This window comes from Sphingobium cupriresistens LL01, assembly GCF_001046645.1.
In the GTDB taxonomy this organism is placed as follows: Bacteria; Pseudomonadota; Alphaproteobacteria; order Sphingomonadales; family Sphingomonadaceae; genus Sphingobium; species Sphingobium cupriresistens.
The window spans coordinates 707,928-722,697 of record NZ_KQ130435.1 but is presented as its reverse complement, the minus strand read 5'-3'; the positions used below and the strand labels follow the sequence as shown (position 1 = coordinate 722,697).

The 14,770-nt window shown below is 65.8% G+C and carries 14 protein-coding genes (1 of these 14 running past the window's edge); 6 read left to right on the top strand and 8 right to left on the bottom strand.

The genetic code is table 11. The features are described 5' to 3' along the window. Positions 1-177, bottom strand: partial view of a CBS domain-containing protein gene (locus tag V473_RS16590; RefSeq protein ID WP_066607363.1) — the 5' end (the start) only. It extends 249 nt beyond the left edge of the window; 177 of the gene's 426 nt are visible here — the first part of the coding sequence; it begins with the start codon at positions 175-177; its stop codon lies off the left edge, out of view. A gap of 73 nt (positions 178-250) precedes the next feature. On the opposite strand from V473_RS16590, the gene V473_RS16585 reads away from it, so the two are divergent. Together V473_RS16585 and V473_RS16580 are read left to right on the top strand one after the other, a co-directional pair. Continuing rightward, positions 251-550, top strand: coding sequence for a hypothetical protein (locus V473_RS16585; RefSeq protein ID WP_066607361.1), 300 nt, complete (start codon positions 251-253; stop codon positions 548-550). Then, a complete protein-coding gene (locus V473_RS16580) occupies positions 540-935 on the top strand; it encodes an acyl-CoA thioesterase (protein ID WP_066607357.1) in 396 nt (131 codons plus the stop codon). The genes V473_RS16585 and V473_RS16580 overlap by 11 nt, the downstream gene beginning before the upstream one ends. Before the next feature lie 3 nt (positions 936-938). On the opposite strand, the gene V473_RS16575 is transcribed toward V473_RS16580, so the two are convergent. From V473_RS16575 to hisS, 6 genes are all read right to left on the bottom strand, one after another. Then, positions 939-2,486, bottom strand: coding sequence for a DUF4139 domain-containing protein (locus tag V473_RS16575; RefSeq protein ID WP_066607355.1), 1,548 nt, complete (start codon positions 2,484-2,486; stop codon positions 939-941). A 13-nt stretch (positions 2,487-2,499) separates the two neighbouring features. Beyond that, positions 2,500-3,903: a DUF4139 domain-containing protein gene (locus V473_RS16570; protein ID WP_066607585.1), complete on the bottom strand. Its 1,404-nt coding sequence runs from the start codon at positions 3,901-3,903 to the stop codon at positions 2,500-2,502. 186 nt (positions 3,904-4,089) lie between these two features. Continuing rightward, positions 4,090-4,992: a DUF4167 domain-containing protein gene (locus tag V473_RS16565; protein WP_066607353.1), complete on the bottom strand. Its 903-nt coding sequence runs from the start codon at positions 4,990-4,992 to the stop codon at positions 4,090-4,092. Positions 4,993-5,297: 305 nt separating this feature from the next. Continuing rightward, positions 5,298-6,134 carry a peptide chain release factor N(5)-glutamine methyltransferase gene (gene prmC / locus V473_RS16560; RefSeq protein ID WP_066607349.1) on the bottom strand — a complete coding sequence of 279 codons (837 nt, stop codon included), beginning with the start codon at positions 6,132-6,134 and terminating at the stop codon, positions 5,298-5,300. A gap of 13 nt (positions 6,135-6,147) precedes the next feature. Beyond that, positions 6,148-7,242, bottom strand: coding sequence for a peptide chain release factor 1 (prfA, locus tag V473_RS16555; RefSeq protein WP_066607346.1), 1,095 nt, complete (start codon positions 7,240-7,242; stop codon positions 6,148-6,150). Continuing rightward, positions 7,242-8,504, bottom strand: coding sequence for a histidine--tRNA ligase (gene hisS / locus V473_RS16550; protein WP_066607343.1), 1,263 nt, complete (start codon positions 8,502-8,504; stop codon positions 7,242-7,244). The genes prfA and hisS overlap by 1 nt, the downstream gene beginning before the upstream one ends. Before the next feature lie 142 nt (positions 8,505-8,646). Between hisS and V473_RS16545 the strand changes: the two genes are divergently transcribed. Both V473_RS16545 and ppa read left to right on the top strand, forming a co-directional pair. Beyond that, positions 8,647-10,578 (top strand): M61 family metallopeptidase, encoded by a 1,932-nt coding sequence (locus V473_RS16545; RefSeq protein ID WP_066607340.1) that lies wholly within the window; start codon positions 8,647-8,649, stop codon positions 10,576-10,578. 36 nt (positions 10,579-10,614) lie between these two features. Continuing rightward, on the top strand, positions 10,615-11,157 hold the full coding sequence (ppa, locus tag V473_RS16540) for an inorganic diphosphatase (RefSeq protein ID WP_066607337.1): 543 nt from the start codon (positions 10,615-10,617) through the stop codon (positions 11,155-11,157). Positions 11,158-11,262: 105 nt separating this feature from the next. On the opposite strand, the gene yczR is transcribed toward ppa, so the two are convergent. Then, positions 11,263-12,726 (bottom strand): MocR-like transcription factor YczR, encoded by a 1,464-nt coding sequence (gene yczR / locus V473_RS16535; RefSeq protein WP_066607582.1) that lies wholly within the window; start codon positions 12,724-12,726, stop codon positions 11,263-11,265. Positions 12,727-12,816: 90 nt separating this feature from the next. Between yczR and yczE the strand changes: the two genes are divergently transcribed. Both yczE and V473_RS16525 read left to right on the top strand, forming a co-directional pair. Continuing rightward, positions 12,817-13,428, top strand: coding sequence for a membrane protein YczE (yczE, locus tag V473_RS16530; protein WP_066607334.1), 612 nt, complete (start codon positions 12,817-12,819; stop codon positions 13,426-13,428). A gap of 141 nt (positions 13,429-13,569) precedes the next feature. Further along, positions 13,570-14,766: an NHL repeat-containing protein gene (locus V473_RS16525; protein WP_066607331.1), complete on the top strand. Its 1,197-nt coding sequence runs from the start codon at positions 13,570-13,572 to the stop codon at positions 14,764-14,766. Positions 14,767-14,770 lie beyond the last annotated feature (4 nt).

Sequence of the window (14,770 nt, the reverse complement as noted above, 5' to 3'; positions counted from 1 at the left end):
GGCCACGCGATAGACCACATCCCGTTCGGAAAAAATGCCGACGACCTGCCCATCCTCGACCACTGGCACGCAACCGATGCGCCGGTCCGCCAGCAATTGCACCACGGAGAGCAGGCTGTCCGTCGGCCGCACGCTGATGACCTCGCCCTTGCCCTGCAAAATCGCTGCGATGCTCATGACCACTCTCCTTTTCCGAGACATTTCCCGATAGGCGCTTGATGATCCCACTTTCGCGGCCCAATGAAAAGAGATGACGCGCAAGCAAGCCCTGGATGATCCCCAGATCGCCGCAACCGCCTGGGCGCGGTTTCGCCGCATCATGGCGTGGATGGCGCTGGGCGGCGCGCTGTGCGTCGGGCTGGCGCTGCTGTTCCTCCATTGGTGGGCCGGGCGGTTGCCGATTCATATGGTGATCGCCACCATTTTGGGCGTATGGCTGACTTTCATGCTGGGGACCGGCCTGATGGCGCTGACATTTTTGTCGAGCGGCACCGGGCATGACGAGCAGGTGATGGACAGGCTGAAGGACGAGGCGCCGCTTGACGACTGACAGAGCCAAAACCGGCGCGCGGGGCGAAGTGGTGTTGCGTTTGGTGCCGCATCTGACCGACATCAACGCCAACGGCCATATCTTCGGCGGCTGGGTGCTGAGCCAGATGGATATCGCCGGCGGCATCGTGGCGGGGCGAATCGCGCAGGGCGCGGTGGCCACGGTGGCGATCGAGAGCATGACCTTCATCACCCCCATCCTGCTGGGCGATGTCGTGTCGGTCTATGCGGTTGAGGAGCGGCGCGGCCGCACGTCGGTCGCGATACGAATCGACGTGGTGGCGATACGTGGCAGCGACATGGAGGAAGTGCTGCTGACCAGCGGCGTCTATACATTCGTGGCGCTGGATGCCAACCATCGGCCCCGCCCCCTGCCCGACGCCTGACGCTCAGCGGGCCAGACGCTCCGTATAGGACCATGTCCGCTTGTCATTGGCGGGGATCCTGGTCCGCCAGATCCAGCCATTGCCGCGCCGCTCCATGTCTGCCGGGCGCGGGGCGATGTCGTGGGGGATCGTAACCTCCGCCGTCACGGCGAAGGGCCGGGCGTTGGTCAGGGTGATCGCCCAATTGCGGGACTTGCGCGATTGCGCGCTCACCCGCGCGGCGATGCGGACATCGGCGCTGGACGCGATGTCATAATCGACCCGTTCGCCCTCCGCCTTGTCGCCGATATCGGCTTCGCCTGCGAGCAGGCGCATGTCCTGAACCTGCTCGAACACTGCGACCCGGCCTGACGGCATGGGCAGGCCGAGGCCATCATCCTTTCGATTCTGCACGCGCAGCCGCAGCGTCATCGATTGTGATCCGGCGTCGCCATAGACGGTCGCAGCATAGAGGCGTTCGACCTTCACGCCGGGCTGGCGCAGCAGCGCGACCTGTTTCTGCGCATTGGGCGCGACATCGACCGCCATCGGCACGCGATAGAGTTTGAGGTCGCCGACATCCTCTGGCGGCGGCGGGGGCGGTGGAGGCGGCGCGGGTGCGGCCATGACGACGCCTTCGGTACGGCGCATTGAGGTGACCACGATGTCTTCTGCCTCTGCCGCGACGTACATCAGCGGAGGAGGTGGCCCTTCTGTCGGGGAAAGAATCCATTTTGGATGGGTGCTGGTGACGTCCGTCGGCCAGCAGGTCAGGCGCAGCGGGCCGCCGGTTGGGCGCGGTTGTGCCCTGCGAGCCTGCTTGTTCGGCTGACCGGCGATGACGCTCAACTGCGCGTCGGGAAAGTCGGTGACCCCGCCATTGGCGACCGTAAGCCAGGCCATGAGGTCGAGCGTGCGGCCATCGTCGCCCATGTCCGCGACATAGTTGGCGGCCCAGTCGAACCCTTCGGCCAGATAGGTGAGTTGCAGCGTCGCGCGGGTGGGACGGTCGCTGGTGGCGATCACCGACAGGGTCGGGCGGGGCGACAGGTCGGCGGGTTTTTGCGGATAGAGCATCCGTTCGGGCAGGCCGCTGCATCCCAGCGCCTCATAGCCCTGCGCTGTTTTCAGGATCACGCCGCCGGTCGGCCCGGCGCTGATGATCGCATCCTGCTGCGTCACCTTGCCGGTCTTGCGATCGGTGCGACGCAGCGTGACGCTGCGCTTGAGATAAGCGTCGACCAGGCCCGCGGGCGACAGCAGACGGGCGTCCCTGTTTTTTTCCCGCACGCCGCGCGGCATACCGGACAGGATCGCGGTTTCGGGCATCAGCCCCTCGGCCACCCCTTCGAACCGCAGGACCGATTCGCCCTGCGGCAGATCGACGGTGCGGCTTTCAGTGATGAGCGCATAGCCGCCCGGCCAGTCGCGGTCGATCGGCCCCTTGGCCCGAAAGGGCGCGCGGTAGACGGTGACGGAGACGGAAGCGGCGCGGGGCGAAACGATCGTTTCCGCCTGCGCCGGGACGGCCAGCGCCCAGAGCGCCAACAACAGGACAAGGATGCGCGGCACGGGCGCTCTCCCGTCAGTAGCGCGAATCGAAGGTGACGCTCAGGTCGACCGTGCCGTTGGCGGGGACCGGCACGCTCCATTCCATCCGGTCGGCAGAGACGCGCTTGCCTTCCAGACTTTGCGCCGTCACGCGCGTGTCGCCCCATAATCCCTGCTGCGCCAGATCGATCGTCACGGATTCGGAACGGGCGTTGGTGAGCGTGTAGCGCATCCTGGTTTCCCAGCGCGCGTTCCCCTTGCGCGTGCGCTGTTCGACGGTGGGGCGCACCTTCACATCGAACGCCTCGCCGGTGCGGAGCGCCATGGAAGACCCCATGGGCGTATGGTCGATGCTGTTTTCGCCGATGAATTGCGGGTCGCCGCGCGCGTCGCGCATATAGACGCGGATCGTGCCGGCAGGCAGTTGATCGCCCAGGCCGCCTTCCTTCGAGGTGGAGAATTTCAGCACGCTCGATGCGCTCATCGGTTCGGCCGAACTGCCAAGCCAGCCATTGACATATTCATAGGTGGCGCGGGCCGGGGCGCCCTTCACGTCGAGGAAGCTGACCTGTTTCTGCTGCGCATTGGCGATCGTGGTGCGGGCGGCCAGCGGATAGAGATAATAGTCGCCCAGCCGTTCGCGTGGACCGCTTTCGGTCCCGGCCTGGTCGATCGCGCCGCTGCCTGTTTGCCACCAATTATTGCGGCCGCCGCCATTGGCCGGGTCGCCCGCGACCAATATCGTCTTCGAGTCGGTGAAGGTGGTGCCCGTATTATTGGTGAGCGTGACCCAGCCCTGCATGTCCATGGCCCCCTTGGCCGCGTCGAACAGCGCGACATAGTCGGCCGTCCAGCCCAGATTGGGGGTGAGGTAGGAGAGGCGGGCCGGGATCGTGCCGCCGCGATCCGCCTGCACCGTGACCGACAGGGTGGGACGGGCGCGCAGATTGGGGGGCACCCGGTCGAAGATGACGCGGACCGGCAGGCCATCGTCGCGCAACACCTCGATCCGGCTGCCAATCTGGAGGACGATGCCGCCATTGGCGGCGAGAATCTTGGCGCGTTCGCGCGTTTCCGCGCCGGTGGCCGGGTTGGTGCGCAGCAGCGTCACTTCCTGCCCCACCGCCTTGTCCATCAACTTGTCGGGGGAAAGGAGGTCATAATCGAAATTCTGTTCGACGATGGCGAGGCCGGGGCCGGACAGGTTCACCGTTTCCGGGCGGATGCGGGCCGACACGTCGGGAAATTCGATGCGGTTGCGGCCTGCCGTCACCGGCAATTGCCGATCGTCCTGCACCAGCGACTGGCCATTATTGTAGATGGTGACGGCGACATCGCCCTGCGCGGTGGCGCCGGTGGGATCGGCCGCGCTTTGCGCCATCGCCGAAGGGGACAGGGCCGAAAGGGACAGGGCCGACAGGGGCAGGGCAGTGAGCATCAGGGGCAGCAGGTGCGCGGCTCTCATCGGCCTCTCTCCAGATATGTGCCAGATATATAACGCCTTGTGCCGGATCGCGCCGGGGTTGCAAAGCCGGCTTGTCGGTAGCGGCGAGAAAAGACGGGGACATGAAAAAGGGGACGGCGCGTTGCGGCGCCGTCCCCTGATTTTTTCGCTATCGAGCGCTTATTCGGCGGCTTCGGTCGCCGGGCGGGCGCGACGGGTGCGCTTCTTGGGCGCTTCCTCGGCCACGTCGGCGTCATTGTCGGCGCGGGCGATCGAGGGCGGCAGCACCGCCAAATCCAGCCCTTCGTTCGCGTCCGCGTCCGCCACGACCTTGCGCGGGCGACCGCGACGGGGGCGAGGGGCCTCGGCTTCGGGCGCAGTCGATTCGGGTGCGGTCTGGACGACCGGCTGCTGGCGCGGGGCTTCCGTGGCGGGATTGCCCGCCGGACCTTCTACGCCCATTTCCTGCTGCACCGGCGCATCGGCGTTGAAGCGGTCGCGGCGGGGACGGTCGCGGCGGACATTGCCGGCGCGCGGTTCGCGGTTTTCACGCGGCTCGCGGGCTTCGCGATTATCGTCCTGACGATCTGGTCGGCGATCCTGCTGCGGGTCGCGCTGGCCCTGTTCGCGCTGGACCTGCTCCCGGTTGCCGTGGTCGCGACCGTTCTGGTCCCGCTGGTTCTGCTCACGGGGCGCGCGATCATGGGCGTGCTGCTGATCGGTGCGGAAATCGTCGACGCCGTCATAGCCGCCGTCGAAATCATCGCCATCCTGGTCGAAACCATCGTCGCGGGTGCGCTGCCGGGGATTTTGCTCCTCCTGACGGGCGCGATTGTCGGCGAGCACGCGGAAATAATGATCGGCGAACTGCAGATAATATTCGGCGTTCACCCGGTCGCCGGCCATCTGGGCATCGCGCGCCATATTCTTGTATTTCTCAAGAAGCTGGGTCGCGTTGCCGCGGGCGCGGTTGTCGATGCGGTTACCATTATCGCCACCGCCCCGATTATTGCCGTTGGGACGTCCGTTGTTATTATTGTTCCGGCCGCGATTGCGGCGGCCGGCCTGCCGGTTGTTGATCAAGATATGATCCTTGCGTTCGCTATGACATCATTGGCTGAAAACACTGTTCAGTCGCCATCCCCAAGCACGGCCTGTCCTTCAGGCCGGATACGGCTCCGCCACGGCATGATCCTTCCCGGATCACTACCCCGACTGCCAGCGGCGCTGCGCAGCATACGCCGTCATGACTATAAGGAGCTAAGAAAACGGCCTTTTCTATCAATGATCTAAGCGACCATGTCACAAGATAGAGCCGTCCCTAAGGTCGATGTAGTGGCTTTCGCGCCATAAACCAAGCAATTTTCGCCTGAATATCGGCAAATCGATTATTTCCAAGCTGGGTTCGTCGCAATCAGGCAGCGGTCATGCCCGGCCAGATCGCGCCGCAGAGCGACGGCCAACCCGTTTTCCCGCAGCAGTGCGGCGACGCTGGCCGCCTGATCGTGGCCGATCTCGATCGCGGCCATGCCGCCCGAAGCGATCAGCCGGGGCAGGTCGGGCGCGATGCGGCGATAATCGTCAAGGCCATCGGCGCCCGCGAACAGCGCACTGGCCGGTTCGCGCAGCACATCGCCGGACAGCGGCAGGTCCGCGACGATATAGGGCGGATTGATGAGCAGCAGGTCGAACGGACCGTCCACGCCCAGCGCCCAGTCGCCGAGGCTGAAGCGCGCGCGGTCGGCCATGCCCAGACGCGCCGCATTGCCCTGCGCCACGGCGAGCGCGGCCGCGGAGGCGTCTATGCCCAGACCCTGCGCGTCGGGCCACTCCGCCAGCGCCGCCAGCAGCAGCGCGCCGGAGCCGACGCCAAGGTCGAGGATCGTGGCGGGCGCGCGGGTTGCGAAATGATCGACCGCCGCTTCGATCAGCGTTTCGCTGTCGGGGCGGGGGATCAGCGTGTCGGGCGTGACGGACAGGGTGATCGTCCAGAAATCGCGGGCGCCGGTGATGTGGGCGATCGGATCGCCCGTCAGGCGACGAGCGAGCAGGGGGGCGAAGCTTTCGGGCACGGCCAGGTCGCGCTGGCGCAGCAGCATGTCGTTACGCGACAGGCCCAGCGCATGGGCCATCAGCAATTCGGCGTCGAGCCGGGCGGTATCGCTTGCAACGGCGAGTTGGACAGTTGCAGCGCGTAGCGCGTCGGGGACGCCCTCGATCGTCATGCGGGCAAAAGGATCAACTCAGCCCGTCCAACTGGGCGAGGCGGGCGGCTTCATCTTCGGCCACCAGTGCGTCGATGACGTCGCACAGGCCCGGTCCTTCGAGGATTTCGGGCAGGCGGTGCAGGGTCAGGTTGATGCGGTGGTCGGTGACGCGCCCCTGCGGGAAATTATAGGTGCGAATGCGTTCGGAGCGGTCGCCCGATCCGACCATCGCCTTGCGCGCGCCGGCCTGTTCATTCTGGGTGCGGGCGCGCTCTGCTTCATAGAGGCGGGCGCGCAGCACCTGCATCGCCTTCGCCTTATTCTTGTGCTGCGACCGTTCATCCTGCTGGATGACCACGGTGCCGGTGGGCAAATGGGTGATGCGCACGGCCGAATCGGTCGTGTTGACATGCTGGCCGCCTGCGCCCGACGCACGGTAGATATCGATCTTGAGGTCGCCGTCGGCGATCTGGACGTCCACTTCCTCCGGTTCCGGCAGGATCGCGACGGTCGCGGCGCTGGTGTGGATGCGCCCGCCGCTTTCGGTGGCGGGGACGCGCTGGACGCGGTGGACGCCGCTTTCGAACTTCAGCTTGGCGAAGACGCCGACGCCGTTGATGCTGGCCACCACTTCCTTGAAGCCGCCGACTTCGGACGCATTGGCGGACATCAGTTCCATCTTCCAGCCCTGGGTATCGGCATAGCGCTGGTACATGCGGAACAGGTCGCCGGCGAACAGCGCCGCTTCATCCCCGCCGGTGCCGGCGCGGATTTCGATCATGGCGGGGCGGGCGTCGGCGGCGTCGCGGGGCAGCAATTGCAGCGCCAGCGCGCGCTCGGCTTGCGGAAGCTGGCTTTTGAGGATCTGCATTTCCTCCTGCGCCATTTCGCGCATCAGAGGATCGGCGTCGGGATCGCCGCCGCCGCCCGCCATGACATCGAGCGCGGCCAGTTCCTGCCGCAGGCGGCGCACCTCATGCGCGGCGCGGGCGACCGGTTCGATCTCCGCATATTCCTTCGACAGTTTCACGAACGCTTCGGGCGCGAGGTCGGCGCGCGTCATCGACGCCTGCACCTCGTCCCGGCGCGCCTCGATCTGCGCGATGCGTTCGGCGGAGATGTGCATCAGAGCGCCGTCACCGTCCCGATCAGGGCGTCCAGCGCGACGGCCTGCTGCTGGCCCGTGCCTAGATTCCGCACCGACGCTTCGCCGCGGGCCAGTTCATCGTCGCCCAATATGATCGCCCATGACGCACCGGACGCATTAGCGCGCTGCATCCGCTTCTTCATATTGCCGCGAAAGCCCATGTCGCAGGCGACGCCAGCGCGACGCAGATCGGCGACGATGCCGATCGCCTTCGTTTCGGCTGCTTCGCCCATAGGAATCAGCACCACGCTGGGCTTCTCGATGTCCGGCATATCCACCAGCATCGCCAGCCGCTCGATCCCCGCCGCCCAGCCGACCGCCGGGGTTGCGGGGCCGCCCAGATTTTCGATCAGCCCATCATAGCGGCCGCCGCCCAGCACGGTGCCCTGCGCGCCGAGACGGTCGGTGATGAATTCGAACGCGGTGTGGCGATAATAATCGAGGCCGCGGACCAGCCGGGCGTTGCGCTCCCAGGCCACGCCCGCGGCGTCCAGCCCTGCCGTCACCTTCTCGAAGAAGCTGCGCGCTTCGTCGGTCAGATAGGCGTCGATGTCGGGCGCGCTGTCGGCGACCGGGCGGTCGCGCGGGTCTTTGCTGTCGAGGATGCGCAGCGGGTTCTTGGCCAGTCGTTCCACGCTGTCTTCCGACAACTGATCCCGATGCGCCTCGAAATGGGCGATCAGCGCCGCGCGCCAGGCATCGCGGCTCGGCCCGTCGCCCAGCGTGTTGAGGGTGAGGGTCACGCCGTCGGCGACGCCCAGTTCCTTCAATAGCTGGTCGGCCATGACCAGCAATTCCACGTCCGCGCCCGGTTCGCCCGCGCCGATGATTTCCGCGTCGAGCTGGTGAAACTGGCGAAAGCGGCCCTTTTGCGGGCGTTCGTAGCGGAAGAGCGGGCCGTGGGTCGCGACTTTCAGCGGCGCATATTGCTGCCAGCCTTCGGTGATATAGGCGCGGCTGATCCCGGCGGTGAATTCGGGGCGCAGGGTGATGCTGTCGCCGCCGCGATCCGTAAACGTGTACATCTCCTTCGAGACGACGTCGGTGCTTTCACCCAGCGACCGGGCGAAGACGGCGGTGGATTCGAACACCGGCACTTCGACCCGCTGGAAACCGTAAAGCTTGCGCACCCGGTCGAAGGTCGCGACCACATGGGCGAAGCGTTCCGCAAACGCCTCGGTGGTGCCGCCCAGCATGTCCTGCGTTCCGCGCACCGGGCGCGGCGTTTCTATCTTCGCCATGGGGCCGGGCCTTTAACGGCAAATCACCCCCAAGGAAACGCGCTTTTTAAGAGCGTCCATCAGGGGGTGGACGGCGCTGCGACGCCTTGCCATGCTAAAGGCAATCGGGCCGTCCGGCCCCCCTATCTTTCTGGAGACATCCATGATCCGCAGCCTTGCTGCCGCCCTGTGCCTGACAACGGGCCTTTCGAGCGCCATCGCCACCCCGCTGTTCGCCCAGGACGCGATCCGGTCCAAGCCGACCGCCCTGCCCGTCGACAGCGCCGCGCCTGCACCAAAGGACATGCCCTATCCTGGTGGCACGATAAAACTGGAGGTCGATGCGACCGACACGGTCCAGCGCATCTTCCGCGTGAAGGAGACGATCCCCGTCGCGGCGGCCGGGCCGTTGACGCTGATGATGCCGGCCTGGCTGCCGGGCAATCACGCCCCGCGTGGGCAGATCGAGAAGCTGACGGGCCTGACTTTCACCGCCAATGGCCAAACCCTGGCGTGGAAGCGCGATCCGCTCAACGTCTTCGCCTTCCAGATCGACGTGCCGCAGGGCGTGACGCAGGTGGTGGCGCAGTTCCAGTTCCTGTCCGCGACCCAGCCCAATCAGGGCCGCGTCGTCGTGACGCCCAAGATGCTGAACATTCAATGGGAGAGCGTGTCGCTTTATCCTGCGGGCTATTATACGCGCCAGATACCGATCCAGCCGACCGTGACCTATCCCGCCGGTTGGCAGGCCGCGACCGCGCTGCGTGGCACCAAGAGCGGCAATAGCGTGGCCTATGAAACGATCGATTATGAAGCGTTGCAGGATTCGCCGGTGTTTGCGGGCACGCATTTCAAGGCAGTTGACCTTGGCAGCAATGTGACGCTCAACATCGTCGCCGACGATGCGGACGAATTGCAGTTCAAGCCGGAACAGATGGCAAAGCACAGGAAGCTGGTCGCCGAAGCGGGTTCGCTGTTCGGCGCCTATCATTTCAACCATTATGATTTCCTGCTGGCGATCACCGACGAGATGGGCGGCATCGGGCTGGAGCATCATCGTTCGTCCGAAAATCAGGTCGAGCCGGGCTATTTCAAGAGCTGGGACAAGGGCGAGGCGCTGCTGGACCGCAACCTGTTGCCGCATGAATTCACCCATAGCTGGGACGGCAAGTTCCGCCGCCCCGACCTGTTGTGGACGCCCGATTTCAACGTGCCGATGCAGGATAATCTTCTGTGGGTCTATGAAGGGCAGACGCAATTCTGGGGCTATGTGCTGGGCGCGCGGTCGGGGATGTTCAGCAAGCAGGAGACGCTGGACGCCTATGCCCAGATCGCGGCCAGGCTGGACACGGCGGTCGGCCGCCAGTGGCGCCCGATGGAGGACACCACCCATGATCCCATCATCTCCGCCCGCCGGCCCAAGGGCTGGGCGAGTTGGCAGCGGTCCGAGGATTATTATAATGAAGGGCTGATGATCTGGCTGGAGGCCGACGCGATCATCGCCAAGGCGACCCGCGGCAGGAAGGGGCTGGACGATTTCGCCAAGGCGTTCTTTGGCATCAATCCGGGCGACTGGGGTCAGGTCGTCTATAATCGCGGCGACGTCATCAAGACGCTGAACGCTATCGCGCCTTATGACTGGGCCGGCTTCTTCCAGAAATATGTGGATGCGCCCACCAGGGAAACGCCCAAGGGCGGCTTCATCCTGGGCGGCTACTCCCTCGTCTATGGCGAGGAACCGGGCGCGATCACCAAGGCGGCCGAGGGCGCCAACAAGATGGTCGACCAGAGTTTCGGCATCGGCGCGATCGTCAAGAATGACGGCGAAGTCAGTGGCGTCATCTGGGACAGCGCGGCGTTCAAGGCGGGGCTGGTGACGGGCGCGAAGATACTCGCGGTCAATGGCGACGAATATTCGGGCGACGCCTGGAAAGCGGCGATCAAGGCCAAGACGCCGATCCAGATCATCCTAAAGCAGGATAAATACTATCGTGTTTTGACACTCGATTATTCGGGCGGGCTGCGCTATCCGCGCCTCGACAAGACAGGAGAGGGTGAGGGCAGCCTCGACAGGTTGCTCAAGCCAAGAACATAATCACCCGTAGCGTAACGTGTAGCAAAAGGCGTTTCCATGAATATCGAACTGATCCCGGTCGGCGACGATCCGCCCAACAGCCTGAACGTCATCATCGAAGTGCCGGTCGGCGGCGAACCTGTGAAATATGAGTTCGACAAGGCCAGCGGCGCGCTGTTCGTGGATCGCATCCTGCACACGCCGATGCGCTATCCGGCCAATTATGGTTTCGTGCCGCATACGCTGTCGCCCGATGGCGATCCGCTGGACGCGCTGGTCATCGCACGGTCGCCTTTCGTCCCCGGATCGGTCGTGCGCGCGCGCCCGATCGCGGTGCTGAACCTGGAAGACGAAGCCGGTGGCGACGAAAAGCTGGTCTGCGTCCCCGACAACAAGACCTTTCCTTATTATGCCGACGTGGGCGAGAAGGACGATCTGCCCGGCATCGTGATGGAGCAGATCGAGCATTTCTTCACTCACTATAAGGATTTGGAAAAGACCAAGTGGGTCCGCATCGGCACCTGGGGCGGGGCGGACGACGCCAAGCAGATCACGCTGGAAGCGATCGCACGCTATCAGGCGAGCAAGAAGACGGCGTAAGGCCGAGTTCCTGCGAGAATAAGAGGCCGCGCGGAGCGATCCGCGCGGCCTTTTTCGTTGGCTTGCTGAGCATGTCCCTGCGCAGGGGGGACACGGAAAAAAGGTTCAAATCAACCGGTCGGCGTCCAGCGCCATGGCGAGGGGATCGCGGCCCTTGGGCATCCGGGCGTGGAGGCGGGCATCGGCCTCGACCAATCGCGCCACCCCAGCCTCCAACTGCTCTTCGGGCAGGGTGAAGGGCAGGCGCAGGAAGCGTTCGAACGCCCCGCTGACGCCGAAGCGCGGGCCGGCGGCGATGCGGACGCCCAGACTTTCCGCCAATGCCGCCAGCGCCGTGGCCTCCGCGCGGGGCAGTTCGGCCCAGAGCGACAGGCCGCCCGCGGGCGATTCCACCCGCCAATGGGGCAGGCGATCCGCGATCAGGCCCAGCAAATGGTCGCGCCGCCCGCGCAGTTGCCCGGCCCGCTCGCCCAGGCCGACATCGGCGTCGATCAGTTGCGCGACCGCGATCTGTTCGACCACCGGGCTGGCCATATCCATCGTCGTGCGCAGGCGGCCGAGCGCCGCGACCGTCTGAACATCGGCGCGAATCCAGCCCACGCGCAGCCCGCCCCAGAAAATCTTGCTGGCCGACCCCAAAGTGATGACCTGCCGCCCCGACGGATCGTGCATCGCCACGGGCGGCGGCGGCGCGAAATCGAGGCCCATCGCCACCATCGTTTCGTCCACGACCAACGGCGTGTGGTTGCGCATCGCGGCGCCGACCAGCGCGCGGCGGGTGGCGGGGTCCATGCTGCGGCCGGTGGGATTGTGGAAATCGGCGATGACATAGGCGAAACGCGGGCTGGTCTGGCGAAAGGCCGCCTCCATCGCGTCGACGTCCCAACCCTGGCGCGGCAGACCGACCGGCACCGGCACGACATGGGCGCGCTGCAACGCCTGGATAGCGTTATGATAGGTCGGATGGTCGATCACCACCCGGTCGCCCGGCCCGGCCAGCCATTGGAGCAGCAGCGAAAAGCCCTGCTGCGCGCCGTTGGTGACCATGATCTGGTCAGGGGAAGTGGGGCAGCCGCGCCGCTCATAATGGGCCGCGATCGCGCGGCGCAGCACCATGATGCCCAACGGATCATAGCCCAGGTCACCCAGATAGGCGGGCAGCGCCTCCACCGCATGGGCGTAGGCGCGCGCGACGCCGGGCGCGGCGGGCAGGGCGGCATGGGTCCAGTTGAGCAAATTACCGCCGGTCGTCGTATCGACCTCCCCCGGCGCGGTTTCGGCGCGGCCCGGCGGAATACGGGTGACGCTGCCCGACCCCTGACGGCTTTCCAGATAGCCTTCGTCGCGCAGCCGGTCGAAGGCGGCGGCGACGGTGGTGCGCGAGAGGCCCAGCGCCGCGGCCAGTTCGCGTTCGCCCGGCAGGCGGACATTCAGGCCGACCCGGCCGTCCAGCACCAGCATCCGCAGCGCCTGCGCCAACTGGCGATAGGCCGGTTCAGCGCTGTCCTGCGCGCGCCAGGCGCCGAGCAGGCGGAGCAGGGACGGGGGGCGGAGAAGCGAAGTGGACATGGGGCGCATTCCAATATGGCCATGGATCAAGGCCATTTACCCGCAATTGGCTGTTTTGGAAAAGGCCAGTTGCGCGAAATAAGCCTCCCCATGACGCACAACCGCTACGCCCTCCGTTTTTGGCAACTCTTCTGGGGCCTTGGCCTTTACGGCTTTTCGATGGCGCTGATGCTGCGCGCCAATCTGGGGCTGGATCCGTGGGACGTGCTGCACCAGGGGCTGGCGCCCCGGATGGGCCTGAGCTTCGGTATGACCGTCAACCTGATCGGCGCGCTCGTGCTGCTGCTGTGGTGGCCACTCAAGCAACGGCCGGGGATCGGCACGATCGCCAATATCCTGGTGATCGGGACCGCGGTGGACCTGTCGCTGATGATCCTGCCGACGCCCGAAGGTTACGTCCTGCGCGCGGCCTGGCTGGGCGCGGGAATCATCCTGAACGGTATTGCGGGCGGCGCCTATATCGGTGCGGGGATGGGGCCGGGGCCGCGCGACGGATTGATGACGGGCCTGTGCCGCCGGACCGGCTGGCCGGTCAAATGGGTGCGGACGGGAATCGAAATCGGCGTGCTCGCGATCGGCTGGCTGCTGGGCGGGACGGTGGGCGTGGGCACCATCCTCTACGCCGCGACGATCGGCTGGATCGTCCACCATGCGCTGCCCTTTTTCCGCATCGCCGCGCCGGAGCGCCCGGCGCAGGCATGACAGAGGCCCCCTGACCGGTCGCTGCCCTGGGCGGCGGTCGGTCCCTTTTCGCCTTGAAAATAGGACGCATGGCCATTGACCAGACCATGCAGACGGGCATGATCCGCCGCGCCTTTCCCCCCCGATCAAGGAGCATCCCCCATGCGCCCCTTCCTCGCCGTCGCCCTGCTCCTGCCGTTGACCGCTGCGGTCCCGCCCCAACCCGCGCCCGAATCCGCCCTTGCGCCGCTGGCCTTCGAACAGGTCGCGCCCGCCGGCACGAAAATGCCGCGCTTCAAGGTCGACGCCGCCTGGCCGGCGATGCCCGACGACCTGCTGCTGGGGCAGGTGAGCGGCGTGGCGGTGGGGCCGGACGATTCGGTGTGGGTCGTGCATCGGCCTCATAGCCTGACCAACACCGATACTGGCCTGGCCCAAGACCCGCCGATCGCCGCCTGCTGCAAGCCAGCGCCGCCGGTGGTGCGCTTCGCCAAGGACGGCCGCTATATCGGCGGCTGGGGCGGGGCCGCGAGCGCCCCCACGGTCGATGGCGTCAACCAATGGCCCGCCAGCCTGCACGGCGTCTTCGTCGACAAGGCCGGCGCCGTCTGGTTCGGCGGCAATGGCAAGGGCGACCATGTCGTCCTGAATTACAGCGCCGACGGCCAGTATATCCGCCGCTTCGGCCAGCGCGACAAGACCGGCGGCAACGACGCGACCGACCTGCTGGGCAATCCGTCCGACGTCAATCACAGCGATGGCATGGTGCTGGTGTCCGATGGCTATGTGAACCGCCGGGTGATCGGCTTCGACGCGCAGAGCAACGCCTATAAGGGCCGCTGGGACGCCTATGCCCGGCCGCCGATCGCGCCCACGCGGCAGGGAGCGTTCGACCAGAGCCATGCCGTCGATCCCAGCAAGCAAGCCAATCCCCAGGCGCAGACCTTCGCCGATATCGTCCATTGCGTGGTGCCGACACGCGATAGCCATGTCTATGTCTGCGACCGCAACAACAACCGCGCGCAATTGTTCAAGCGGGAGAAGGATGGCGGCCTGACCTTCATACGCGACCTGGCGATCGCGCCGGAGACGGGTGGCACCCATACGGTGACCGACATCGCCTTTTCGCCCGATCCCGACCAGACCTATCTCTATGTCGCGGACATGATGAACGGGCGCATCTGGATATTGCTGCGCAAGACGCATGAAGTGCTCGGCGCGATCGGCCGGGTCGGACGGCAGGCGGGGCAATTTACCTGGCTGCACAGCATTGATACCGACAGCGACGGCAATATCTATGCGACTGAGGTCAATACCGGCCGGCGCGTACAGAAGCTGGTGTTCACCGGCATCCAATGAGAGG